The organism is Fodinibius halophilus (assembly GCF_011059105.1).
Taxonomy (GTDB): Bacteria; Bacteroidota; Rhodothermia; order Balneolales; family Balneolaceae; genus Fodinibius; species Fodinibius halophilus.
The window spans coordinates 1-19,404 of the sequence record NZ_JAALLS010000029.1 but is presented as its reverse complement, the minus strand read 5'-3'; the positions used below and the strand labels follow the sequence as shown (position 1 = coordinate 19,404).

Sequence of the window (19,404 nt, the reverse complement as noted above, 5' to 3'; positions counted from 1 at the left end):
CCTATTCAGAATATAATCCTATTTTTAGTGGATAACAAAGTGTTTTATTCTTCCAATTATGTTTTTGTGGTATTATCCCCTACATACATCAAATAAAAAAGCCCTGCTGATGCTATATCAACAGGGCCAAGAAGTTTAATTATAAGTTTAGCTAAGAGGCGATCTCTTCTGCATCAGCCGAATCTTCAAATTTAGGTGTTGATGGGGTTTGGTTTTCATATTCTTCCAAGGTAAACTCATCTACTTCTACCACATCAATCCGTGCCTCTTCTGCCTTACGCACTATTTTCGCTTCATCTTCGGTAAGTATTCCTTTTTCTACAGCCTTATCTATAACAAAGCGGGGTTGTGTTTTAGGCAGCTCTTTTTTCTTCGTAGCCACGTAAATCTTTTTATAGGCAGGCTCGGCTTCTTCTAATAACTTCATGGCATTTTCGTACCGCCCAAGGGCCTGGTCGGTTTTTTCAGGGATATATATGCCCTCTGTTATACGATCTCGTGTTTCTCCGCGCTGTTGCATGGCCTGGGCTACTTTATGTCCCAGCTTATCGGATGGTTTCGATCCAATGCGGTTCATTCGTGACCACATGGCAATAGGTCCCCGAAATAACCAACTGAGGCCAGGCACTTTGATTTCACTGTAGATCTCATCAAAAGCTTCCTGAATTTGTCCAAAGGCATACTCCATAGACCACTCAAAGAATGCTCGATCCTGTTCTCGCTGTCCTTCGGCATCATAACGACGTAAGGTTGCGGTCGCCAAGTACATCCAGCTTAAGATATCAGCAAAGCGCCCGCTGATCTTCTCTTTTATCTTTAAACCGCCTCCGTATGATCCCAGTGCTATGTCTGCTAAGAAAGCAAAGGAAGCCGAAGCCCACGACAGCTTCTTATAATATTTTTTCGCCGGTCCACCCACCGGTGAAGAGGCAAAAAAGCCGCGTGTGATACTCATTACAAAAGCCCGCGCCTTGTTTCGTCCCACGTGGCCAATATGCTTCCAAAAGGCATCATCAAAAGCTTTGAGGTCACCTTTCGTTAAAGCGTCTATTTCGTCATAAGCATATGGGTGACATCGTATCGCCCCCTGCCCAAATATCATCAGGCTTCGGGTAAGAATGTTAGCCCCTTCTACCGTGATCGCTATCGGTAAAGAAATATAGCTGTGGGCAAAGATATTGCGAGGTCCCCGCGAAATACCGGCGCCCCCCTGAATATCCATTGCATCATTCACAATCTTTCGGCCTAGTTCTGTAAAATTATACTTGGCTATAGCCGTAACCACCGACGGTTTTTCCCCGATATCCAACCCGCCGCAGGTATACCGTCGTGCAGCATCCATCAGATAGGTAAACCCACCGATGCGGGCCATTGGTTCTTCAATGCCTTCGAATTTACCGATATTAATACCAAACTGTCGGCGAATTGCGGTATAAGCGCCGAGAGCCCGAGTAGCCACCTTCGCCCCACCGAGGCTTTGTGCCGGCAGTGAGATTCCTCGTCCCACGCCCAGCGATTCCATGAGCATCTGCCAGCCATTACCGGCTTGGTCTGCTCCACCAATAATTTGATCAACAGAAACAACAGCATCTTTACCGTCAATGGGACAGTTATAAAAAGGTACGCCCATCGGGTCATGACGTCGCCCTAACTTAATACCTTCGGTTTCACTGGGGATTAACGCACACGTAATACCCGGATACTCTCCTTTACCCAAGTGATTTTCAGGATCTCGTAATTTAAAGGCCAGTCCTATTACAGTAGAAATAGCTGCTAACGTTATATATCGCTTCGTGAAGTTCAAACGGATATACAGTTCCCCGTCATCCCCTTTGAAGACTTCACCTTCGGCAGTCATCGCACCGGCATCAGAACCTGCTGTTGGCTCGGTGAGGGCAAAACAGGGCATCTCTTCTCCTGTTGCCAGACGTGGCAAATAATGATCTTTCTGCTCGTCAGTACCGTAGTGCATCAATAGCTCAGCAGGTCCCAAAGAATTCGGAACCATCACCGTGGTTGCCAGCGGACCGCATCTTGAAGACAACTTTGCAATAATAGCACTGTGAGCACTTGCTGAAAACTCCAGTCCCCCATATTCTTCAGGTATAATGAGACCAAAGAATTTATGTTCTCTCATAAATTCCCACTGTTCATCCGTAAATCCTTTGCGAACATACACATCCCAATCTTCAACCATGGAACAGAGCTCTTCCACCGGTCCCTCCAAAAATGCCTGTTCCTCATCAGTCAGTTCCGGGTACGACTCATTGGCTAATCGTTTAAGATCAGGCTTTCCGGAAAATAGTTCAGCATCGACCCATACATTACCGGCTTCGATAGCAGTACGTTCGGTTTCAGAAATTTCAGGTAAGAAGTTTAGCGCATCTAATAACTTCATTAGTGGGGCCGTTAGTACATACCGGCGTATAGCTTTTACATTGAAAAGCACTACTAAACCGCCAAACACCCAAAATGCCCAAGTGGGAGCTGAAAATCCCCAAAGGGCCACAAACCCGGCAATGGCCCATACCCACAGAGGCGTTCCCCAAAAAGCCAGTAATGTGGCAACAATTACCATACTTACAATTACTGCCCAAAGCGGGTATTGGAACAAAAAACCCAAACTCTCATTTAAAAACTCCATAATTATCTCCTATTATTTTTCTGCGTTTCTATGTAATTACAAGGATGTTCGCAGCTGATATCCTTTTATTATATGATCAATTGCTTCTTCTATAAATTCTTCCTGCTCGATTCGATTGTCCAATCGTTTTGAAAGTACTACAGACATCACTCCATGTAACTGAGCCCAAAATGTATAGGCAGCAAGGCGAGGTCTGCTTTCCGCAATTAACCCTGATTCTACTCCCTCCTTTAGTACATCCGTAACAATCTCATATCCCTTTCGTGCTTTCCTGAATTTTTCTTTGGGATATCGGGTCATTTCATCTGAACTTATCAAATAGATCACCTGGTATTCTCGCGGATGCTTAAGGGCGAAGGAAACATATTCTCTTGCCAAAGCTTCTAGCTTGGAAATCGGATCATCTACCTCAGCTACCTTCTGTTCAAGTTGCTTATTGAGACGTGCTATCGCCTCTTCCATCAAGGTGTGCACCAAATCATCCTTATTTTCAAAATGCAGATAGATACTGGTAGCACTCACATCAATTTCTCCGGCAATTTTTCGCAGAGAAAAATTGCGATACCCTTTTGCCAATAGCACCTTTCGGGCAGCATCAATTATTTGCTCTTTTAAACTCTTTTCTTCGGTCTTATTCATATTAACAGAGGTTAACACCGTTAACTAAAAGATAGTTAACTAATTTAATAAGATAAATCAACCGTATTAGATAAACTTTTTTAGTGGCTAAAAAAATCCATTTATAAAATATTAATCTAAAATCTGTTCTTCTGGCAGATCAAAACTTATAAATGAAATTGTTTGTCCCTTTTCAAGATGCTTTTTCTCAAAATCAGTTTTAACAGTTAATATCTCATCTTCAGGGCGCTCATCATATATACTTTCAACAGAGTCAATTACCCTACACCCCGTTTTATCTATGGTTCTTTTTGCATATGAAAATAGTTTATCGCTATCCGTTTTTAACCTTACATTCCCATCGGGCTTCAATACTCTTTGATAGATATTTAGAAATTTTGGGGCAACCAATCGTTTATTTCGATCTCCCGCCCTGGGATACGGATCCGGAAAGGTAATCCAAATATCATCGACTTCCTGGGGAGCAAAATATTCGTAGAGGTGATCGATATACATTCGCAAGAAGCGCACATTTTCTAACCCTTCTTCTAATGCCCGTGTTGCTCCCTTCCATATTCGCCCGCCTTTAATATCTATCCCAATAATATTAGCGTCGGGATTTCTACGCGCCAGCTCCAAGGTGTATGTTCCTTTGCCACATGCTAGTTCCAGAATTATCGGATTAGCATTCCCAAAAACATCTGAATGCCATCGGCCTTGGGGTTTTTGAGATTCATCATCCTGGAAATCGGTGAGCTCCAGGACATTATGATATTCTGAAATTTCTTTAAATCGCTGCAATTTATTTGTTCCCATTTCTAAACGTTCTGTTATATAGCATGAATATGTGATTTAACCTCTTGGCAGGGCAGGTATATTGAAAATAAGAGATATCATGAGCAGTTCGTACTCAACTTCCAAATAAAAAATGAGGGTGCCTATGAAGTTCATCGGTGATCTTAAAAAAGGATACTATATTATTTTTGAAACAGGCTTAATAGTAGCACTGCTGCTTGCCATATCTGCCTTCAAGCTACCAACCAATGAAAGTCAGACACTGAAAATACCGGATCGTGATTTCGATGTCGTTAAAACTGTTGATACTCCCATTACCAAGCGAGATCAAACACCTGCGACACCTACCAAACCGAGCGTTTTTAATCCGGTGCCCGATGACGTAATTATCGAAGATCCTATTGGTAATCTTGATATCAACTGGGAAAACTCAGGAAATCTGCAACTACCAGAAGAATCTGCAGGCTCAGAAGATGATGGGGAAGAAATTTTTATTGTTGTAGAAACAGAACCCCAAATTAAAGGCGGCCTCCAATCACTCTATGATGACCTTTCTTACCCTCGAGAAGCAAAGCTAGCCGGAATTGAGGGTACTGTAAACATTCAATTTGTCGTAAGCAAAGATGGCACTGTCCAAGATGCAAAAGTCATCCGCGGTATTGGTGGTGGATGTGATAAAGAGGCGCTCCGTGCTGTACGAAACCTCACCTTTAAACCCGGCCGACAACGCGGACGGGTTGTAAAGGTTCAATTAAGTATCCCCGTGAGGTTTGATTTAAAATAAGCTACGGCGCAAGGCGGGAGATCTGCCATTCTTCCGCCTCTTTTTTATAACAGACACGATCATGTAACCGGCCCGGACGCCCTTGCCAAAACTCAATCCTATGGGGTACAAGTAAATACCCACCCCAAAAATCAGGCAGCGGAACATCTTGCCCATCAAATCGTTTTTTCAGTTCCTCAAACTTCGATTCAAGTTCTTCTCGCGAGGAGACTTCATTACTTTGTTTTGAAGCCCAAGCTCCAATCTTGCTCAATCGGGGGCGTTGCTGAAAATAAGATTCAGAGGTTTCACGCGACAAACGCTCAACCTTTCCTTCTATACGCACCTGTCTTGATAGCTGTGCCCAGTAGAAACAAAGAGAAGCAAGAGGGTTCTCTTCCATTTCCTGCCCCTTTCTACTGCCGTAATTAGTATAAAAGCGGAAACCATTATTCACTATCCCTTTTAATAGTACTATACGTGAAGATGGTTGCCCATCCCCTGAAACAGTAGACAGTGTCATTGCATTGGCATCCAGCACATCGGCCGAAAGGGCTTGTTCAAACCACTCCTCAAACTGAGCAATTGGATCGTTATCCACGGCCGACTTTGACAGCTCTTCCCCGGCATACTCGCGCCGTATCTTTTCTATACCTTTTTGCGTGTTATCTGCCGACATATATTACCCGAAATAATCTGGTTCTTTACCTTTCTTCCACTTGATATTGCATCCCATACTTGGCTTTTGCTCTTCTTTCACTTCTTCATCAAACAGAAGGTCAGCAGCTTCTCGGATATCTTCTCCGGTTACAGGCTCATCATTACCGGGTCGGCTATCATCAAATTGACCACGATAAACGAGCTTATCATTCTCATTAAAGAGATAAAAGTCTGGTGTGCAAGCTGCGCGATATGCTTTTGCTACTTCCTGTGTACCATCATAGAGATACGGAAAGGAAAACTGCTTTTCCCGAGCCAATTGTGCCATTTTTACGGGGCTGTCATCAGGATAGTTCTCAACATCATTGGAGCTGATAGCAACAACGCCAATACCTTTCTGTTGCAGATCGCGAGCGGCTACTACAAAGTCATCCAAAATATGTTTTACAAAAGGGCAATGGTTACACATAAATACAACAAGCAGCCCTTTTGCGTTATCAAAATCGTCGCGAGATACCAGCTGGTTATTTACCGTATCAAAAAGTTTAAAATCCGGTGCTTCCGTTCCGAGATCCAGCATTGTAGAAGGAGTGTTAGACATAAAATCTACTATATAAGCTTTTAAAAATTAATCGTTCTGAACCTGAATATATTAAATGCATCGGATAAGTAAATATATAAATCGGCTTAATTTCTCACTCACCCTAAAGGGGGCTCATCTCACCTAAAAAAGATTTAACTGCCCAACTTCTGGTCGTCTAAAATTGCTTCGCGATATAGTAATTTCTTTTTTATTAAAGCCAAGCTTCTTTGACTGGATTTTAAACATCTCTCTAATTTGATCAGCGAATTCTCCTTTCCCGCGAAACCGGCTTCCAAATTCGCTCTCATATAACTTCCCATTCCGCATCTCACGAATTCTATTCAGTACTTTTTCTTTTCGATCGGGAAAATGTTGCTGTAGCCACTCCTTAAACAAATCTTTGACCCCATGGGGTAATCGTAGAATAGTATAACCGGCTCTGATGGCACCGGCATCACGAGCAGCTTTCAATATCTCAACACACTCATGATCTGTTAAGCCGGGGATAATTGGAGCTACATTAACCCCAACTGATACTCCTGCATCTGATAACTCCTGTATTGCTTTTAATCGTCTATTAGGTTGTGATGTTCTCGGCTCCATCACTCGCGCAAGTTCTCGGTCTAGTGTGGTAATTGAGAGGGTTACATGTACGGCATTGTATTCTGCAAGTTCACTCAAGAAATCGAGATCACGTGTTACCAAGTAATTTTTAGTGATAACACCGACAGGATTACGTGATTCTGCAAAAACCTCAAGGCATCCTCTGGTAATCTCAAGATTCCTTTCAATAGGTTGATAGGGATCTGTGACCCCGCTCATTACAATAGGTTGGGGCATCCAGCTCTTTTCAGCAAACTTTTTCCTGAGTTTTTGGGGAGCATCATATTTAACCATAATTCGAGATTCAAAATCCAATCCTGCCGAAAACCCCAAAAATTCATGCGTGGGTCTGGCGTAACAATAGATACATCCGTGCTCACATCCTCGGTAAGGGTTTAACCCATAGGTGAAAGGGATATCCGGGCTCTTATTTTTCGAAAGAATCTCTTTTGTATCATCGCGAATAAGCTTTGTATCCTGAGAGGGCTTTTGGCCCGTCTCTTCATCCAGATCATAATCGGTATATTTACCCTCAAACCGATTAGCAGGATTATCAGATGCCCCACGACCACGAATTGGATTCTTATTGTCATCCATAATAAACGAACAGTTAATCTTTTTCCCTTCGCCTATAATATATAGTAACAGAATGACACCACAGTGTCAGTTTAAATTCCAGAAAGTTTACTAAATAAAAAAGCCCGGCTAAAACCGGGCCTCTTCAAAAATTAAAATCTCAACTATTGCTTATGGGCAAACGCTATTATCATCTTGAAAACTACTGTCCCAACCTTTGCATTCGGTACCCTGTAAAATATAGCCCGTATTGTTTTCTGTATTCCAGTAAATTTTAACATTCGACTGCTGGGAATCGGCATAATCCACGGCTAGCGTATGCTCTGGAGCATCTTTAGTATACCCTCCGTCAATTTGTACTCTCCCTTCCTTATCATAGAACTCAAAAGAGGTTTCCATTTTATCTTCATTTGTAATAACCCAGCTTGAGCTAAATGCTTTCACCTCTTGGGTTCCTGTTTCTTCTAAGTCTATGGAATTGAAGATCCACTCCCCTTCCGAACCATCAGAAGAAGTGGTTCCTTCAAACACCTTATAATTTTCTACGCTGAACTCACTGGTATCCATAGAAAGGTACATAGCCCATTTATGACCTTCAGATATTTCTTTAGCTTCCAATCTAAAAGTACCTGTATCACCAGTTTCGGGGTTTGTATGAGTGTACTCCCAAACCCATTTCCCATCTTTGAATTCTGGCTCTGTAGATGATGCAGGAGACATAAAACCACTATATAAAGCATTCATACTCGCTATACCAGAAATACTCAAAGCGGTATATTTAGCAGCATTGTAATTTTCTGTACTTGCAGTATTTCCACCTGTCAATTGTTTGGATTGTTCCTCTTCAAAAAAACTAACATCAGGTTTTGCTTCTTCACTTATAATTTTAGAAGGTACAGATGGCGCTTCACTGGGGTCAGGCCCTGTACTATCACTACCACAGCTCATCAACCCAGTGAATAATATTAAAACCACAAAATATTTTATACAAGTGCGTAACATATTTACTCCCATTTTTTGTCATTTTATTTTTGTTCAATAGTATATGCGAATTGTTGGTGAATTTTGGCTCATCCACCCCATACATTTAATAAGACCGTTGAAGAAAGTATCCCTTACACTTTTATTTGTAAACAGTTTTTATGTTCACAAACTCTTTAATCCCAAAATGGGAAAGTTCTCTTCCCAGCCCGGAGTTCTTAATACCTCCGAATGGCAAACGGGGATCTGATTTCACAAAATCATTTACAAAACAACAGCCGGCTTTCAACTCATTGGCAGCTATCTGTTCTGCCCTCTCGACATCCTCAGAAAATACTGCAGCTCCTAATCCGTACTCAGTATCATTAGCAACTTCAATTGCTTCGGCTTCGTCTTTCACCTTTATAACAGAAATTACTGGTCCAAAGAGTTCTTCTTCATAAGCTGGCATCCCTTCAGAAACGTTGGTCAATACCGTAGGCGGATAAAAAGCCCCTTCGCGGTCAGGAATTTCTCCTCCTAAAATACAATTAGCACCAACCTGTATACTTTCCTGTACCTGCTGATGGAGCTTATCTCTTAAATCTTTACGAGCCATTGGGCCAATATCAGTTGAACTCTCAAAAGGATTCCCAAACTGCTTGCGACTCATTCGATATTTTACACTCTCCAAGAAAGTATCATAGTGCTCTTCTACCACAATAAGGCGCTTGGCAGCTATACAACTCTGCCCGCTGTTTACAAGCCTGGATGTAACACAGGTTTCAGCTGCCTGTTCTATGTTAGCTTCCTCTAGAATAATATATGGATCACTGCCCCCCAGCTCAAGAACCGTTTTCTTTAACTCTTCTCCAGCCGTAGATGCTACTGCTTTACCTGCACGTGTACTCCCCGTTAAAGTAACGGCGGCAATGCCGGAGTGTTTAATAAGCTGTTGTGTTTGCTCTACATCTGCCAATACAGTCCTGAAAAGGTCTCGTGGGATACCGGCCTTATGCAACAGCTCCTCTATGGCTAGTGCACAGCCCGTAACATTTGGAGCGTGCTTCAAAACAGCCGCATTACCGGCCATAAGCGCAGGAGCAGCAAAGCGAAACAGCTGCCAAAAAGGGAAATTCCACGGCATTATGGCCAGTACCGTACCCAATGGGTTAAAGGTTACATAACTTTTATCCGCATCCGTTTCTATATACTCATCTGCCAGGAAATCTGCGGCATTTTCTGCATAATATTCACATACCCAGGCACACTTTTCGCTCTCAGATTCTCCTTGTGACAAAGGTTTACCCATTTCGCGTGCCATCAACTCGGCAAACTCCGACTTGCGTTTTCGTAGGATCTGTGCGGCTTTGTTGAGTATATCTGCCCGTTCTGAGAATGAACGGCTACGCCAATTTTCTTGCGCCTCAACAGCATCATTTACAATACCATCGAACACCTGGTCACTCATCTGCTCATACTCTTCAATGACTGTTTCATTTGCGGGGTTAATCGTCTTCATAACTGTATATTTATTACCAATAACTTATCATTAACTACTAACTGTAGGGTCACATTCCTACTTTGACAAATCCAGCAAAAAGCTTCCCATAAGAGAATTTAACTATGAATTTCGACTTTCTGATTGATCGTCTGTAAAGAAGAATGTAACAACTCCTCTTCAATAATCAACGGGGGCGCCAAACGCACCAAGGTATTGGAGTGCAAGGTCCACCCCAGGATAATACCTTCACTGAGACAAGCCTCTACGACTTTCTGGGTAAGCTCCTTATCTCTTAGTTCCATACCTAACATAGCTCCGACACCGCGTACTTCGACAATAGCTTCAGCAGTGAGCTCTTCTCGTACGATAGACTCAATTTTTTTTGCTCGTTTTCCGTAATCGTCTGACAATAACTCTTTGAGTGTTGCGTGTGCAGCCGCACAAGAGACCGGATGTCCTCCAAAGGTTGTTACATGGTTAAGAGGGGGATCGAACATAAACGATTCAAATATCTTTGATGAAGACACAAACGCGCCCATCGGCATCCCCCCTCCCATGGCCTTGGCCAGGCAAAGAATGTCCGGGGTTATCCCGTAACGATGTAATGCAAACAGGGAACCTGTACGAAAGAACCCGGTTTGAATTTCATCAAGAATCAGAAGAGCACCAACCTCATCACAACGATTACGAACGGCCTGCAACCACTCTTTTTGAGCGGGTATAATGCCTCCCTCGCCCTGTATGGGCTCCATTATTACAGCCGCTGTTTCTTCATCGATAGTCGAGAGACCGTCGTGGCTGTTGAAATCCAAAAAATGCACATCAGGCAACAGAGGTAAATAGGGATCCCGATATACATCTCTGCCGGTAACACTCAACGAACCCTGAGTATCGCCGTGGTAACCATGATTAAATGCCACAAATTTATGCCGGCCGGTATGTTTTTTGGCAAGCTTTAAGGCTCCTTCATTAGCTTCGGTACCACTGTTAACGAAGTATACACGCTCCAGTTGGTCCGGTAGTTGTGAAGTCAGCAAATCAGCATAGGCCGATTGCGGCTCCTGTATGAACTCTCCGTAAACCATAACATGCAGATGGCGATCAACCTGCTTTTTAATCGCCTTTACCACTTTGGGATGGCGATGGCCAAGGCTGCTCACGGCAATACCCGAAATAAAATCCACATACTGTTTGTCATTCGAGGTATAGATATAAGGTCCTTCGGCCCTCTCTACTTCTAATCCCATTGGAGCTTCACTTGTTTGTGCTAGATGATCGTAAAATGATTCTTTGTGACTCAAAATTGGTATCTATTATATTTTTAATTGAGTAGAGTGAGAACTTTTTAATTGGGTTTACTTCACTAACATTTATCGCATATATTATATTTAATGCCATTCGGTATTATATAAACGTTATTTTAATATATGAAACCTGTCTGATGTTAGTTTTATTTATTACATCAATGGTACTTACGATTTATAAAACCCTCAAAAGTAGATATTTAGCCTAAAGCGAACATTTAGTATTTGGAGTTCCGGTAATATTAAAACCAATGATTAAATAGAAAAATGGATTTGAAAGCTACAAAAAAAACATTGTTACCCATTGCTGCAGTCGTAATTGCTATAAGTGGGTACTGGATTTTCACCCAATTTAATGCTCCTGCTCACATGGAATCTTCTGTTACCCCAGTGCCTGAAGAGCAGGAAATAAGCCGTGAAAAATCTAAAAAAGCTCGCAGCGAATATTTCTTTCGCATGTTACGGAATCCTGAGACTAATAAAATCCCTCAAAATATTCGTGCTCGTGAGATTAACCACGCCAAGCATCTGCCCACTTTCCGTAGAATACAAAGCAGAAAAAAAGCCAAAAACCCTTCAATGCAAGTAGCAGAAGGTTTTGATTGGCAACTGGCAGGTCCCCATGCTATTGGTGGGCGTACTCGTGCCTTGGGTATTGATGAGCGCAATTCTAATATTATAATTGCCGGCGGTGTATCCGGAGGAATCTGGAAATCGACTGATGGAGGTACAAGCTGGGATCTTAAAACCGGAGGTTTTGAAAACTTTAGCGTTACTTCGTTAGCACAACACCCGATTAACCAAGATACCTGGTACTATACATCCGGAGAGATACAAGGTAATTCTGCAGGTGCAACAGGTGCTTCCTATTATGGTACAGGGATATTTAGGTCTACTGACAATGGGGAATCTTGGTCTCGTATTTCGTCAACCGCAGATCGAGACAGCAGGTTTGATACCCAATTTGATTATATCAGCCGCATTGATATCCACCCTACTTCTGGAGCCGTTTATACCGCTAATAATGGGTTTGGTATTTTCCGATCTGCCAATGGAGATAATTTTGATAATATAGAACTTGGTGGAGCCGGCGAACACTATTTTTCAGATTTTGATATTGCTTCCAATGGTGATGTCATTGCTGTTCTATCAAGTACCGATGCCGGTGTTTCCAGCGGTAACCCCGGTATATTCCTTTCAACCGATGACGGACAAAATTGGACTGAAATAACTCCAAGTGACTTTCCTAGTGAACATGCACGTAGTGTAATATCTTTTGCTCCATCAAACCCAAACATCGCATATGTATTCACAAATAAGGTGAATGACGATACGAACCAAGGCTTTTTTAAACTCGATATTTCTGGAGGTGTAAATAATGTGGTCGCAGAGGACCGGTCGGCAAACTTACCTGATTTTGGCAATCCCGTCGGTGGTGTTAACCTACAAGGCGGTTACAATATGACGGTATCGGTAAAACCTGATAATCCTGATTTTGTAACGATAGGGGCTACAAACCTTTTTCGATCTACTAACGGGTTTTCTACTGAACCTTCAAATACCAGTAGCGAAAAAGATGCATATTGGGTCGGCGGTTATTCTAATGATAATAATGTTAGTCAATACCCCAACCAACATCCTGACCAACATGTTCAAGTCTATGACCCAAATGATCCCAATAAACTATGGGTTGGACACGATGGGGGGATTTCAGTAACTAATGACGTTTCCCGAGAACCGATGCAATGGACAGATCGCAATGAAACATATGTGGTGACACAGTTTTATGATATTTCTATTGCCCCTGAAGACGGCAAATATCAATTACTCGGAGGTACCCAAGATAATGGTACTCCTTTCTTTGAATATGACCTTACTAACCAAACAGCCAGCACTTCAGTAGATATATCTTCGGGTGATGGCGGGTTCTCATTTTGGGGTACTAATTATGCTTATGCCTCTTCTCAAAGGGGGCGAATTTTACGTATAGGGCGTGAAGCTGACGGGTCAATAAGCTCTCCATTTGATGGAAATACATCGACAGACTGGGCTTCGGTCCACCCTGAAGATGCGTCTGATCAATTATTTATCCACCCTTATACGGTAGACCCAAATGATGAAGGTATCATGTATTATCCGGATGGGGGTAAACTGTATCGTAATACTAAAGTAGATGAAAATAACCCAAGAGACCACTGGCAACTTTTACCTGAAGCAGAAATGTCGGGTTTCAATATTTCTGCACTTGCAGTAAGTACTTTGCCTGCTAATGTTCTCTACTATGCCGGATCAAACGATTCCAACCGACCTAAAATAATGAAAATTGACAATGCAAACAGTTCAAACATTCAACCTGTTGATGTATCTATAAGCAATGCAGCCCAGGGAGCTTATGTGAACGATATTGCTATTAATCCTAATAATGGCAACGAAGCCTTAGTAGTATTGTCTAATTACGGCATTGTAGGTCTGTACCATACGGTAAACGGGGGAGAAAGCTGGGAACCTGTAGAAGGCAACCTCGAAGGTTCTGACGATGTAAAAGATGATAATGCCGGCCCTTCTATGCGCTCTGTTGCCATCATTCCAGCTACTTCGGGTACCATATATGTACTGGGAACCAGTACTGGTGTTTATGCTACCCAGGGATTAAATGGGAATCAAACCCAATGGGGGCGAGAGTCTGAATTTGATGGCACAGGCAGTGCAGATATTGGGTATTCCGTAGTTGAAAATATTGACTGGCGAAGGTCAGATGGAGATTTGGCTATTGGCAGCCATGGTCGCGGTATCTTTATCGGTGACTTCAAAGGGAAAGTAGCGGCAAGTAATTTCCCTTTTGCCTCAATATCTGCCACTGAGGTAAAAGCCGGTGATGAAGTTACTGTTTCGGCAACAAACTTCCAGTTTAGTACACAAGCCAGTGAGAATACCGTTGAATTTAACGGCATCAAGGCTAAGGTCAAAGATGCTACATCTTCAGAACTAACTGTTATTGTCCCACGTGGTACAACTGCGGGTACTTCAGACGTAATTAATGGCAGATACCCTGTTACAGTAAGTGTAGAAAATTATTCTGGAGACAAAGACCCAGAAGATCTCTCTATTTCAATTATTGCTCCGAGTGAATTTAAGGTCAGGCAAAACTATCCAAATCCTTTTAATCCTTCTACTACTATTCCCATAGACCTGCCGGATAATGCAGAATTTATGAGGATATCAATTTACAATATGGCTGGCCAGAAAGTCAGAGAAAAAACTCTCAACGATAAGAATAAACTTGCCGTTGGTACTCCCAACATAAAAGTAAATATGAATGACTTAGCGAGCGGAGTTTATATCTACCGCGTATACGTTAAAACAGCAAATGATGATGCCCTGCAAACGAAAAAAATGACGTTGGTTAAATAACAACCAACGCCAATCCGTAATATTGAGTTTTCAGCATGTTGAATATGAGTTCAACATGCTGATTTTTTATGTCCACTCTTTTAGTAAGTCCACAAATTCGGCTTGTAGCTCTTTTCCTCGATCCTTTGCATACCACTTGTGCAACTTGGCTGCCCACTCTTCTTTGCTTAGTTCAGTGTTATCAATCCAATTTCTTACTTTCTTTTGCGCTGCCTCAGGTCTAGGTCCCCATGTTCCTTTTTCTTCTAAGGTCTCTGTATCAAGGCAAATCAGCTTTGGAATAGCGCGTCCACCATTTGTGAGATACTGATCCATAATGTCGGGATGCTCATCTCTGAGAATCAGTTTGAGCTCAATACTCTCGCTGGCATCAGCAATCTTAGCGATTACAGGAATATTCTGAGCCGCATCACCGCACCAGGCTTCTGTTAGTACAAGCCAAATGAGGTTAGAACTTAACTGTTCCAATCGATTTTGAATTTCATCCGTAAGAGCAACACGTTTATCAAGACGGGCCATACGATGCACATTCATGGTGGTGTAGTGTATCATATCTTCGGAATGATCACTACCTGTTGTTTTATCTTCAGCCAAAAGCTGATCAATCATTTGACGATATTCTTTATAACTCATCGCCTGCTCGATATTCTCGGCGGCAATAACTTGTTCTGAAACTGTACTCATAAATCTGTAGATGGAAAGGTTGAAGGGTATTATGTCAGTAGATGTATAGGTCTATAATATCTTACCTTAATAGCAAATCCGCAACCCCGGATATTCCCCCTTCAGGAATGTGCTTGAGGAGCAAAATACATAATAAAAAAATAACAAACCCTATTGAGGTACTATACTTGAGTTGCATCACTCGCTTGTAATCATCTTTCTTTGCACTAAGTTTCTTGATTCTAAAACGAACCCATAACCCAATACATACTCCTATGATTCCAAAAGAAATTGCCAAATTCAGATAAATCCCATAGAACACTCCCGTGACCAAAAGGAGACCACTAAAAAAAGCCCCTTCAAAAAAGTGCAACACTCCAGAACGTCCATATTGAATCGCAAACGTTTGGTCTCCCCGATTCCGATCTTCCTCTTGTTGATAAATTTGAGAAATGGGATATAAGCTGAGCAACATCAATGTTACCCCAAGGGCCGCTATCAAAACAAAGGGAGCTAATTCCCCGTTACCCGCCGCAAGGTATCCCAATAAAACGGAGTTAAAACCGGTACTTATGCCGATAGCAATTAAACTCTTTATGGGCCGACTTTTCCATCGGGCAAGCGGGGTTGAGTACAACCAGAAAAATAGCATGCTTATCCCATAAACTGCTATAAAGATCCCACCTGCCGGGATGGCTAAAAATAACCCTGCCAACTGGAGTGCAATCGATGCCCCCCACATCCAACGTTCCATTTTTGGGGGATTGGCAAGCCCTCCTATGGGGCCTTCATCCTTATCCCAGTATGAGTTGTAGGCGGTAGCTCCGCCAAACAAAAGAAGGTGAACATTAAAAAATTGTTGAAGAAACAATCCCAAATCTAAATTAGAACTAAGAACTCCACCCAATAAAAAGCCACCGGACAATATAAACAGCTGATAATGCCAGCGAAGATGCAATATAAAATGCCAGCATTGCCTTAAAATAGATGTCTTATTTTGACGTAAATTCATCAAAAACTGTTTCGATATGGTTATAATGTGATCATACCATTTTAAGCTTATCAATCCAACAAAAGATTGGTATTTTATAGCTTATGATTTCTTCGCAAACCCAATGCCCCACTTACATAACTGAACGCCTAGAGGCGGATGAATGGTGCCATCAAAAAGAAACTCACGAGCAGCAGATCGGTAACCTGATTGATGGGTACCTGGAGCAACGCTCCCATCAAAAGAAACAGCCCGTAATGGATTTCTTGTTCGAATACTATGCCTTCCGGCCTTCGTACCTCAAAAGCTGGTCGCCGGGCTTAGGCACTATGCTTATTGATGGACATACCGAAGAGTGGCGATTTGATGAAATGGAATCGATCAATGGCAACTACTTTCTGGATATCAGCCATTTTGACCGCGACCGCCTTTCTGCTGTCAAGTGGATTATTAATGTGTTGGAACAATCGGCAAACAGGAAACCCTCATTTGGTTGTTTTGGGATGCACGAATGGGCCATGGTCTATAAGGCTGACCGCGTACGCCATGATTATCTCTCACTGCGAATGGATAAAGAAGAATTAGCCGAATTTGTTGAATCCCGCCCCTTGGTATGTACTCATTTTGATGCTTTCCGATTCTTTACGGATGAAGCGAAACCTCAAAATAAACATGCTCTCAGTCGTGAAAAGTTTGCTGATATGGAGCAGCCGGGCTGTTTGCATACCAATATGGATCTCTATAAGTGGGCTTTCAAGATGTACCCATGGACATCGAGCAATATTATAAGACGTGCCTTCGAGCTTGCAGTGGAAACCAGGTATGTGGATATGAAGGCCAGTCCCTATGACCTGCGTGAACGCGGCTTGGATCCGATAAAAATTGAAACGGACAAAGGACGAAAGGAATACCTAAACAAGCAGCAGGCTATTTTTGAAAAATCGAAACCTATCCGCAGTGCTCTTATCAAAGAGTACAAACAGCTGCTAACTGTTGCTTCTTAAGCTGTGCAGAACACAAAACTGATCATTATTTTTTATAGCTAATTTAAGATAACGGATTGACTGCCTACCAGCTATTATGTATTGTTCGGCAACTAATCCAACTAAACAAAAGGAAACGAAAGACCTGACATGGGCGATTTAGATAACACCGATTATGAAGCGTACGAACAAGACATTAAACTTTTAGTTGATACGCTTCGCAAATGTTTTAATGCTGATAAAGCACGATATAATATAGTGGGACATCAAAATGCATTATTCATAGAGATTGATGGCCTTGAGGACCTAAACCCTGACGAGATATCGGAAGTGGCAGAACCGGTGTTGGATGAGCTCGATATGGATTTTGATCAGATCTCTTTGTTACCGCTTAAAAAGAAAAGGTAATTTTTGGAGCTTCCTTTCCTGAACTTAATTAGCTCTGTATACATTTTATTATAGCAAGAAGCTTTTATTTAGAAACGAATATCTATTATGGCACGTACGACAAAAAACTACCAGCTGAAATGTGTGGCTAATGGACACTTAAACTCAGAAGAAGAAACAACTACCTACTGTACTGAGTGTGGCAGTGTTCTTCGCGTTTACTACGATGAGCCCGCAGATGGACTTCGGTATCCGCTGGACTCACTAGTTCCGGACCCCCTTAAAAGCAACCATTCGGCATTAACACACCTGGGTCGACTATCAAAAACATATAACGCAGATCTTTATGCTAAACTGGACTTTGAACACCCAACAGGATGTTTCAAAGATCGGGGCAGCTATATTGAAGTACAAAAAGCACTGGAGCTAGAGGCCGATGCGATCTGCGTCGCTTCTACCGGTAACATGGCTGCCTCTGTAGCTGCTTATGCCTGTTATTTTAAAATTCCCTGCTTTATTTTTGTGCCTGAAAAAACGACAGATGCTAAAATTGCACAGGCCACTATTTACGATGCCAATATCATCCGAATAAAGGGAGATTTTAGTGTTTGTGAAGGACTTTGCCGCAAGTTTGCTGAGTCTGGCAACTACTATATGGCCGGCGATTATGTATTTCGTGAAGAGGGGCAAAAAGCGTTTCCGTACGAAATACAGGAACAGCATGATGGAGAGTTCGACTATATTTTTATCCCCATAGGATGCGGGACCAATTTTGCCGCTATCCACAAGGGATATCAAGAGCTCAAAGAAGCGGGACGTGTTTCTAAGATCCCCAAACTTATTGCCCTACAACCCGAACAAAGCTCCCCGGTGGTGGAAGGTATTTTCAAAAAAAAGAAGATTATCAAAAAGCAGGTTAATACCATGGCCCAATCGGTGGCGGCATCAGATCCTGTGGATTTTGAAAAAGTGCTGATTGGTATTCAAGATACCGATGGGGCTGCCTATACGGTAACGGAAGATGAAATTCTGCAATCGCTGAAAGAGATGGCGGTGGAAGAGGGCCACTTTACAGAACCGGCCTGTGCCCTGCCCCTGGCAGCTTTTAAAAACAACCTTGATACTTTTAAAGGAAAGAAATGCCTGTTCATCCTCACAGGAGCCGGTCTTAAGGATACAAAAACCGTAGCCAAACACTCGCTGTCATCCCCTGTGTTGTCGCCCGACATCGATAAAATCAGAAACTATATTGAATCGGGATATATTGAGATGCAAAAGGAATCATGGGGAAAATCTCGTGATACCTTTATGGCTAACCTGGAGATGGATGAAGGGCATCAAGAGCTGTATAACGACTATGTCTCTGACTTCAATAAAAAAGGCAAAACGTTAAGCAACAATGAGATCGAGGTCTTGCAATCGCTCGTTTTTAATGAGGATGTAGACCTGGACTACCCGGCAGAAGTACTGGACTATAAGCTTACCATGCGTAAGCACGGCCTGGTACAGGCGAAAGTAAAGCTTGATATTGAAGGGAAAGAGGTTATTACAGAAGCAAGCGGTGTTGGGCCTATTGATGCCATCTTAAGTGCTATGAAAAGCGAAACGGACAACATTTTTCTGCTACAGGTAAGTAATCATGAGGTCGAAATTTTGAGTCCCGATACTGATTCGCTGGTAATGGTAACCTTGACCCTTACTAACGACGGAAAAGAATGGGTTTCTAAGGGGGCTTCGCCCGATACGCTGGAAGCCGTTATACAGGCTTTCACCAAAGGACTGGCGATTGCCACAAAAGGCGCTCCTGCCTAATTTATACTTAAAACATTCAGGAAAAACGTATGCCCAAGAGAGAAACCAAATTCACGAGAGGAAACTAAGTAAATAGGGCTTTGCAAAACTAGTCATATCTTGCCTCATGCTGTCCGCCGGCTCATATGTTAAGCGAACAAAGCAAGA

Annotated in this window: 16 protein-coding genes; 5 read left to right on the top strand and 11 right to left on the bottom strand. The window is 42.4% G+C overall.

The annotated features are described in order from the left end of the window. Positions 1-151: 151 nt before the first annotated feature. From G3569_RS16620 to trmB, 3 genes are all read right to left on the bottom strand, one after another. Positions 152-2,644 carry an acyl-CoA dehydrogenase gene (locus G3569_RS16620; protein ID WP_165271212.1) on the bottom strand — a complete coding sequence of 831 codons (2,493 nt, stop codon included), beginning with the start codon at positions 2,642-2,644 and terminating at the stop codon, positions 152-154. 36 nt (positions 2,645-2,680) lie between these two features. Beyond that, positions 2,681-3,283, bottom strand: coding sequence for a TetR/AcrR family transcriptional regulator (locus G3569_RS16615; RefSeq protein ID WP_165271211.1), 603 nt, complete (start codon positions 3,281-3,283; stop codon positions 2,681-2,683). A gap of 111 nt (positions 3,284-3,394) precedes the next feature. Beyond that, positions 3,395-4,078, bottom strand: a complete 684-nt coding sequence (gene trmB, locus G3569_RS16610; protein ID WP_165271210.1) for a tRNA (guanosine(46)-N7)-methyltransferase TrmB — start codon at positions 4,076-4,078, stop codon at positions 3,395-3,397. 124 nt (positions 4,079-4,202) lie between these two features. Here trmB and G3569_RS16605 point away from each other — a divergent pair, with 124 nt between their 5' ends. Then, positions 4,203-4,841: an energy transducer TonB gene (locus G3569_RS16605; protein ID WP_165271209.1), complete on the top strand. Its 639-nt coding sequence runs from the start codon at positions 4,203-4,205 to the stop codon at positions 4,839-4,841. 1 nt (position 4,842) lies between these two features. On the opposite strand, the gene pdxH is transcribed toward G3569_RS16605, so the two are convergent. The 6 genes from pdxH to G3569_RS16575 all read right to left on the bottom strand — a co-directional run bounded on the left by pdxH (position 4,843) and on the right by G3569_RS16575 (position 11,007). Then, positions 4,843-5,499 (bottom strand): pyridoxamine 5'-phosphate oxidase, encoded by a 657-nt coding sequence (gene pdxH / locus G3569_RS16600; RefSeq protein ID WP_165271208.1) that lies wholly within the window; start codon positions 5,497-5,499, stop codon positions 4,843-4,845. Between the two features lie 3 nt (positions 5,500-5,502). Beyond that, positions 5,503-6,081 carry a thioredoxin family protein gene (locus G3569_RS16595; RefSeq protein WP_165271207.1) on the bottom strand — a complete coding sequence of 193 codons (579 nt, stop codon included), beginning with the start codon at positions 6,079-6,081 and terminating at the stop codon, positions 5,503-5,505. A gap of 123 nt (positions 6,082-6,204) precedes the next feature. Beyond that, positions 6,205-7,263, bottom strand: a complete 1,059-nt coding sequence (locus tag G3569_RS16590; RefSeq protein WP_165271206.1) for a PA0069 family radical SAM protein — start codon at positions 7,261-7,263, stop codon at positions 6,205-6,207. Between the two features lie 150 nt (positions 7,264-7,413). Then, positions 7,414-8,256, bottom strand: a complete 843-nt coding sequence (locus G3569_RS16585) for a hypothetical protein (RefSeq protein ID WP_165271205.1) — start codon at positions 8,254-8,256, stop codon at positions 7,414-7,416. Between the two features lie 109 nt (positions 8,257-8,365). Beyond that, complete coding sequence (locus G3569_RS16580) at positions 8,366-9,724, bottom strand: NAD-dependent succinate-semialdehyde dehydrogenase (protein WP_165271204.1); 1,359 nt, start codon at positions 9,722-9,724, stop codon at positions 8,366-8,368. 98 nt (positions 9,725-9,822) lie between these two features. Then, positions 9,823-11,007 carry an aspartate aminotransferase family protein gene (locus G3569_RS16575; protein ID WP_240894758.1) on the bottom strand — a complete coding sequence of 395 codons (1,185 nt, stop codon included), beginning with the start codon at positions 11,005-11,007 and terminating at the stop codon, positions 9,823-9,825. Positions 11,008-11,277: 270 nt separating this feature from the next. Between G3569_RS16575 and G3569_RS16570 the strand changes: the two genes are divergently transcribed. Continuing rightward, positions 11,278-14,421 carry a T9SS type A sorting domain-containing protein gene (locus G3569_RS16570; protein WP_205720262.1) on the top strand — a complete coding sequence of 1,048 codons (3,144 nt, stop codon included), beginning with the start codon at positions 11,278-11,280 and terminating at the stop codon, positions 14,419-14,421. Between the two features lie 66 nt (positions 14,422-14,487). Here G3569_RS16570 and G3569_RS16565 read toward each other — a convergent pair whose 3' ends face one another. Both G3569_RS16565 and G3569_RS16560 read right to left on the bottom strand, forming a co-directional pair. Then, entirely contained in the window at positions 14,488-15,105 is a 618-nt protein-coding gene (locus G3569_RS16565; protein WP_205720261.1) for a thioredoxin family protein, read from the bottom strand. A gap of 61 nt (positions 15,106-15,166) precedes the next feature. After that, entirely contained in the window at positions 15,167-16,096 is a 930-nt protein-coding gene (locus tag G3569_RS16560) for a UbiA family prenyltransferase (protein ID WP_205720260.1), read from the bottom strand. Between the two features lie 83 nt (positions 16,097-16,179). Between G3569_RS16560 and G3569_RS16555 the strand changes: the two genes are divergently transcribed. The 3 genes from G3569_RS16555 (at position 16,180) to G3569_RS16545 (ending at position 19,257) form a co-directional block, all read left to right on the top strand. Then, on the top strand, positions 16,180-17,079 hold the full coding sequence (locus G3569_RS16555; RefSeq protein ID WP_165271201.1) for a 3-methyladenine DNA glycosylase: 900 nt from the start codon (positions 16,180-16,182) through the stop codon (positions 17,077-17,079). A 129-nt stretch (positions 17,080-17,208) separates the two neighbouring features. Further along, the gene (locus tag G3569_RS16550) at positions 17,209-17,466 is read left to right on the top strand and encodes a hypothetical protein (RefSeq protein WP_165271200.1); all 258 of its coding nucleotides are present in this window, start codon (positions 17,209-17,211) and stop codon (positions 17,464-17,466) included. An 87-nt stretch (positions 17,467-17,553) separates the two neighbouring features. Then, positions 17,554-19,257: a pyridoxal-phosphate dependent enzyme gene (locus tag G3569_RS16545; RefSeq protein WP_165271199.1), complete on the top strand. Its 1,704-nt coding sequence runs from the start codon at positions 17,554-17,556 to the stop codon at positions 19,255-19,257. Positions 19,258-19,404 lie beyond the last annotated feature (147 nt).

Excerpts from the sequence above, each read along its gene's own strand:
- G3569_RS16590 (WP_165271206.1), bottom strand. The coding sequence starts at position 7,263 with ATGGATGACAATAAGAATCCAATTCGTGGTCGTGGGGCATCTGATAAT.
- G3569_RS16595 (WP_165271207.1), bottom strand. The coding sequence starts at position 6,081 with ATGTCTAACACTCCTTCTACAATGCTGGATCTCGGAACGGAAGCACCG.
- G3569_RS16555 (WP_165271201.1), top strand. The coding sequence starts at position 16,180 with ATGATTTCTTCGCAAACCCAATGCCCCACTTACATAACTGAACGCCTA.
- G3569_RS16585 (WP_165271205.1), bottom strand. The coding sequence starts at position 8,256 with ATGGGAGTAAATATGTTACGCACTTGTATAAAATATTTTGTGGTTTTA.
- G3569_RS16560 (WP_205720260.1), bottom strand. The coding sequence starts at position 16,096 with ATGAATTTACGTCAAAATAAGACATCTATTTTAAGGCAATGCTGGCAT.
- G3569_RS16565 (WP_205720261.1), bottom strand. The coding sequence starts at position 15,105 with ATGAGTACAGTTTCAGAACAAGTTATTGCCGCCGAGAATATCGAGCAG.
- G3569_RS16550 (WP_165271200.1), top strand. The coding sequence starts at position 17,209 with ATGGGCGATTTAGATAACACCGATTATGAAGCGTACGAACAAGACATT.
- G3569_RS16570 (WP_205720262.1), top strand. The coding sequence starts at position 11,278 with ATGGATTTGAAAGCTACAAAAAAAACATTGTTACCCATTGCTGCAGTC.
- G3569_RS16545 (WP_165271199.1), top strand. The coding sequence starts at position 17,554 with ATGGCACGTACGACAAAAAACTACCAGCTGAAATGTGTGGCTAATGGA.
- G3569_RS16580 (WP_165271204.1), bottom strand. The coding sequence starts at position 9,724 with ATGAAGACGATTAACCCCGCAAATGAAACAGTCATTGAAGAGTATGAG.
- trmB (WP_165271210.1), bottom strand. The coding sequence starts at position 4,078 with ATGGGAACAAATAAATTGCAGCGATTTAAAGAAATTTCAGAATATCAT.
- G3569_RS16620 (WP_165271212.1), bottom strand. The coding sequence starts at position 2,644 with ATGGAGTTTTTAAATGAGAGTTTGGGTTTTTTGTTCCAATACCCGCTT.
- pdxH (WP_165271208.1), bottom strand. The coding sequence starts at position 5,499 with ATGTCGGCAGATAACACGCAAAAAGGTATAGAAAAGATACGGCGCGAG.
- G3569_RS16605 (WP_165271209.1), top strand. The coding sequence starts at position 4,203 with ATGAAGTTCATCGGTGATCTTAAAAAAGGATACTATATTATTTTTGAA.
- G3569_RS16615 (WP_165271211.1), bottom strand. The coding sequence starts at position 3,283 with ATGAATAAGACCGAAGAAAAGAGTTTAAAAGAGCAAATAATTGATGCT.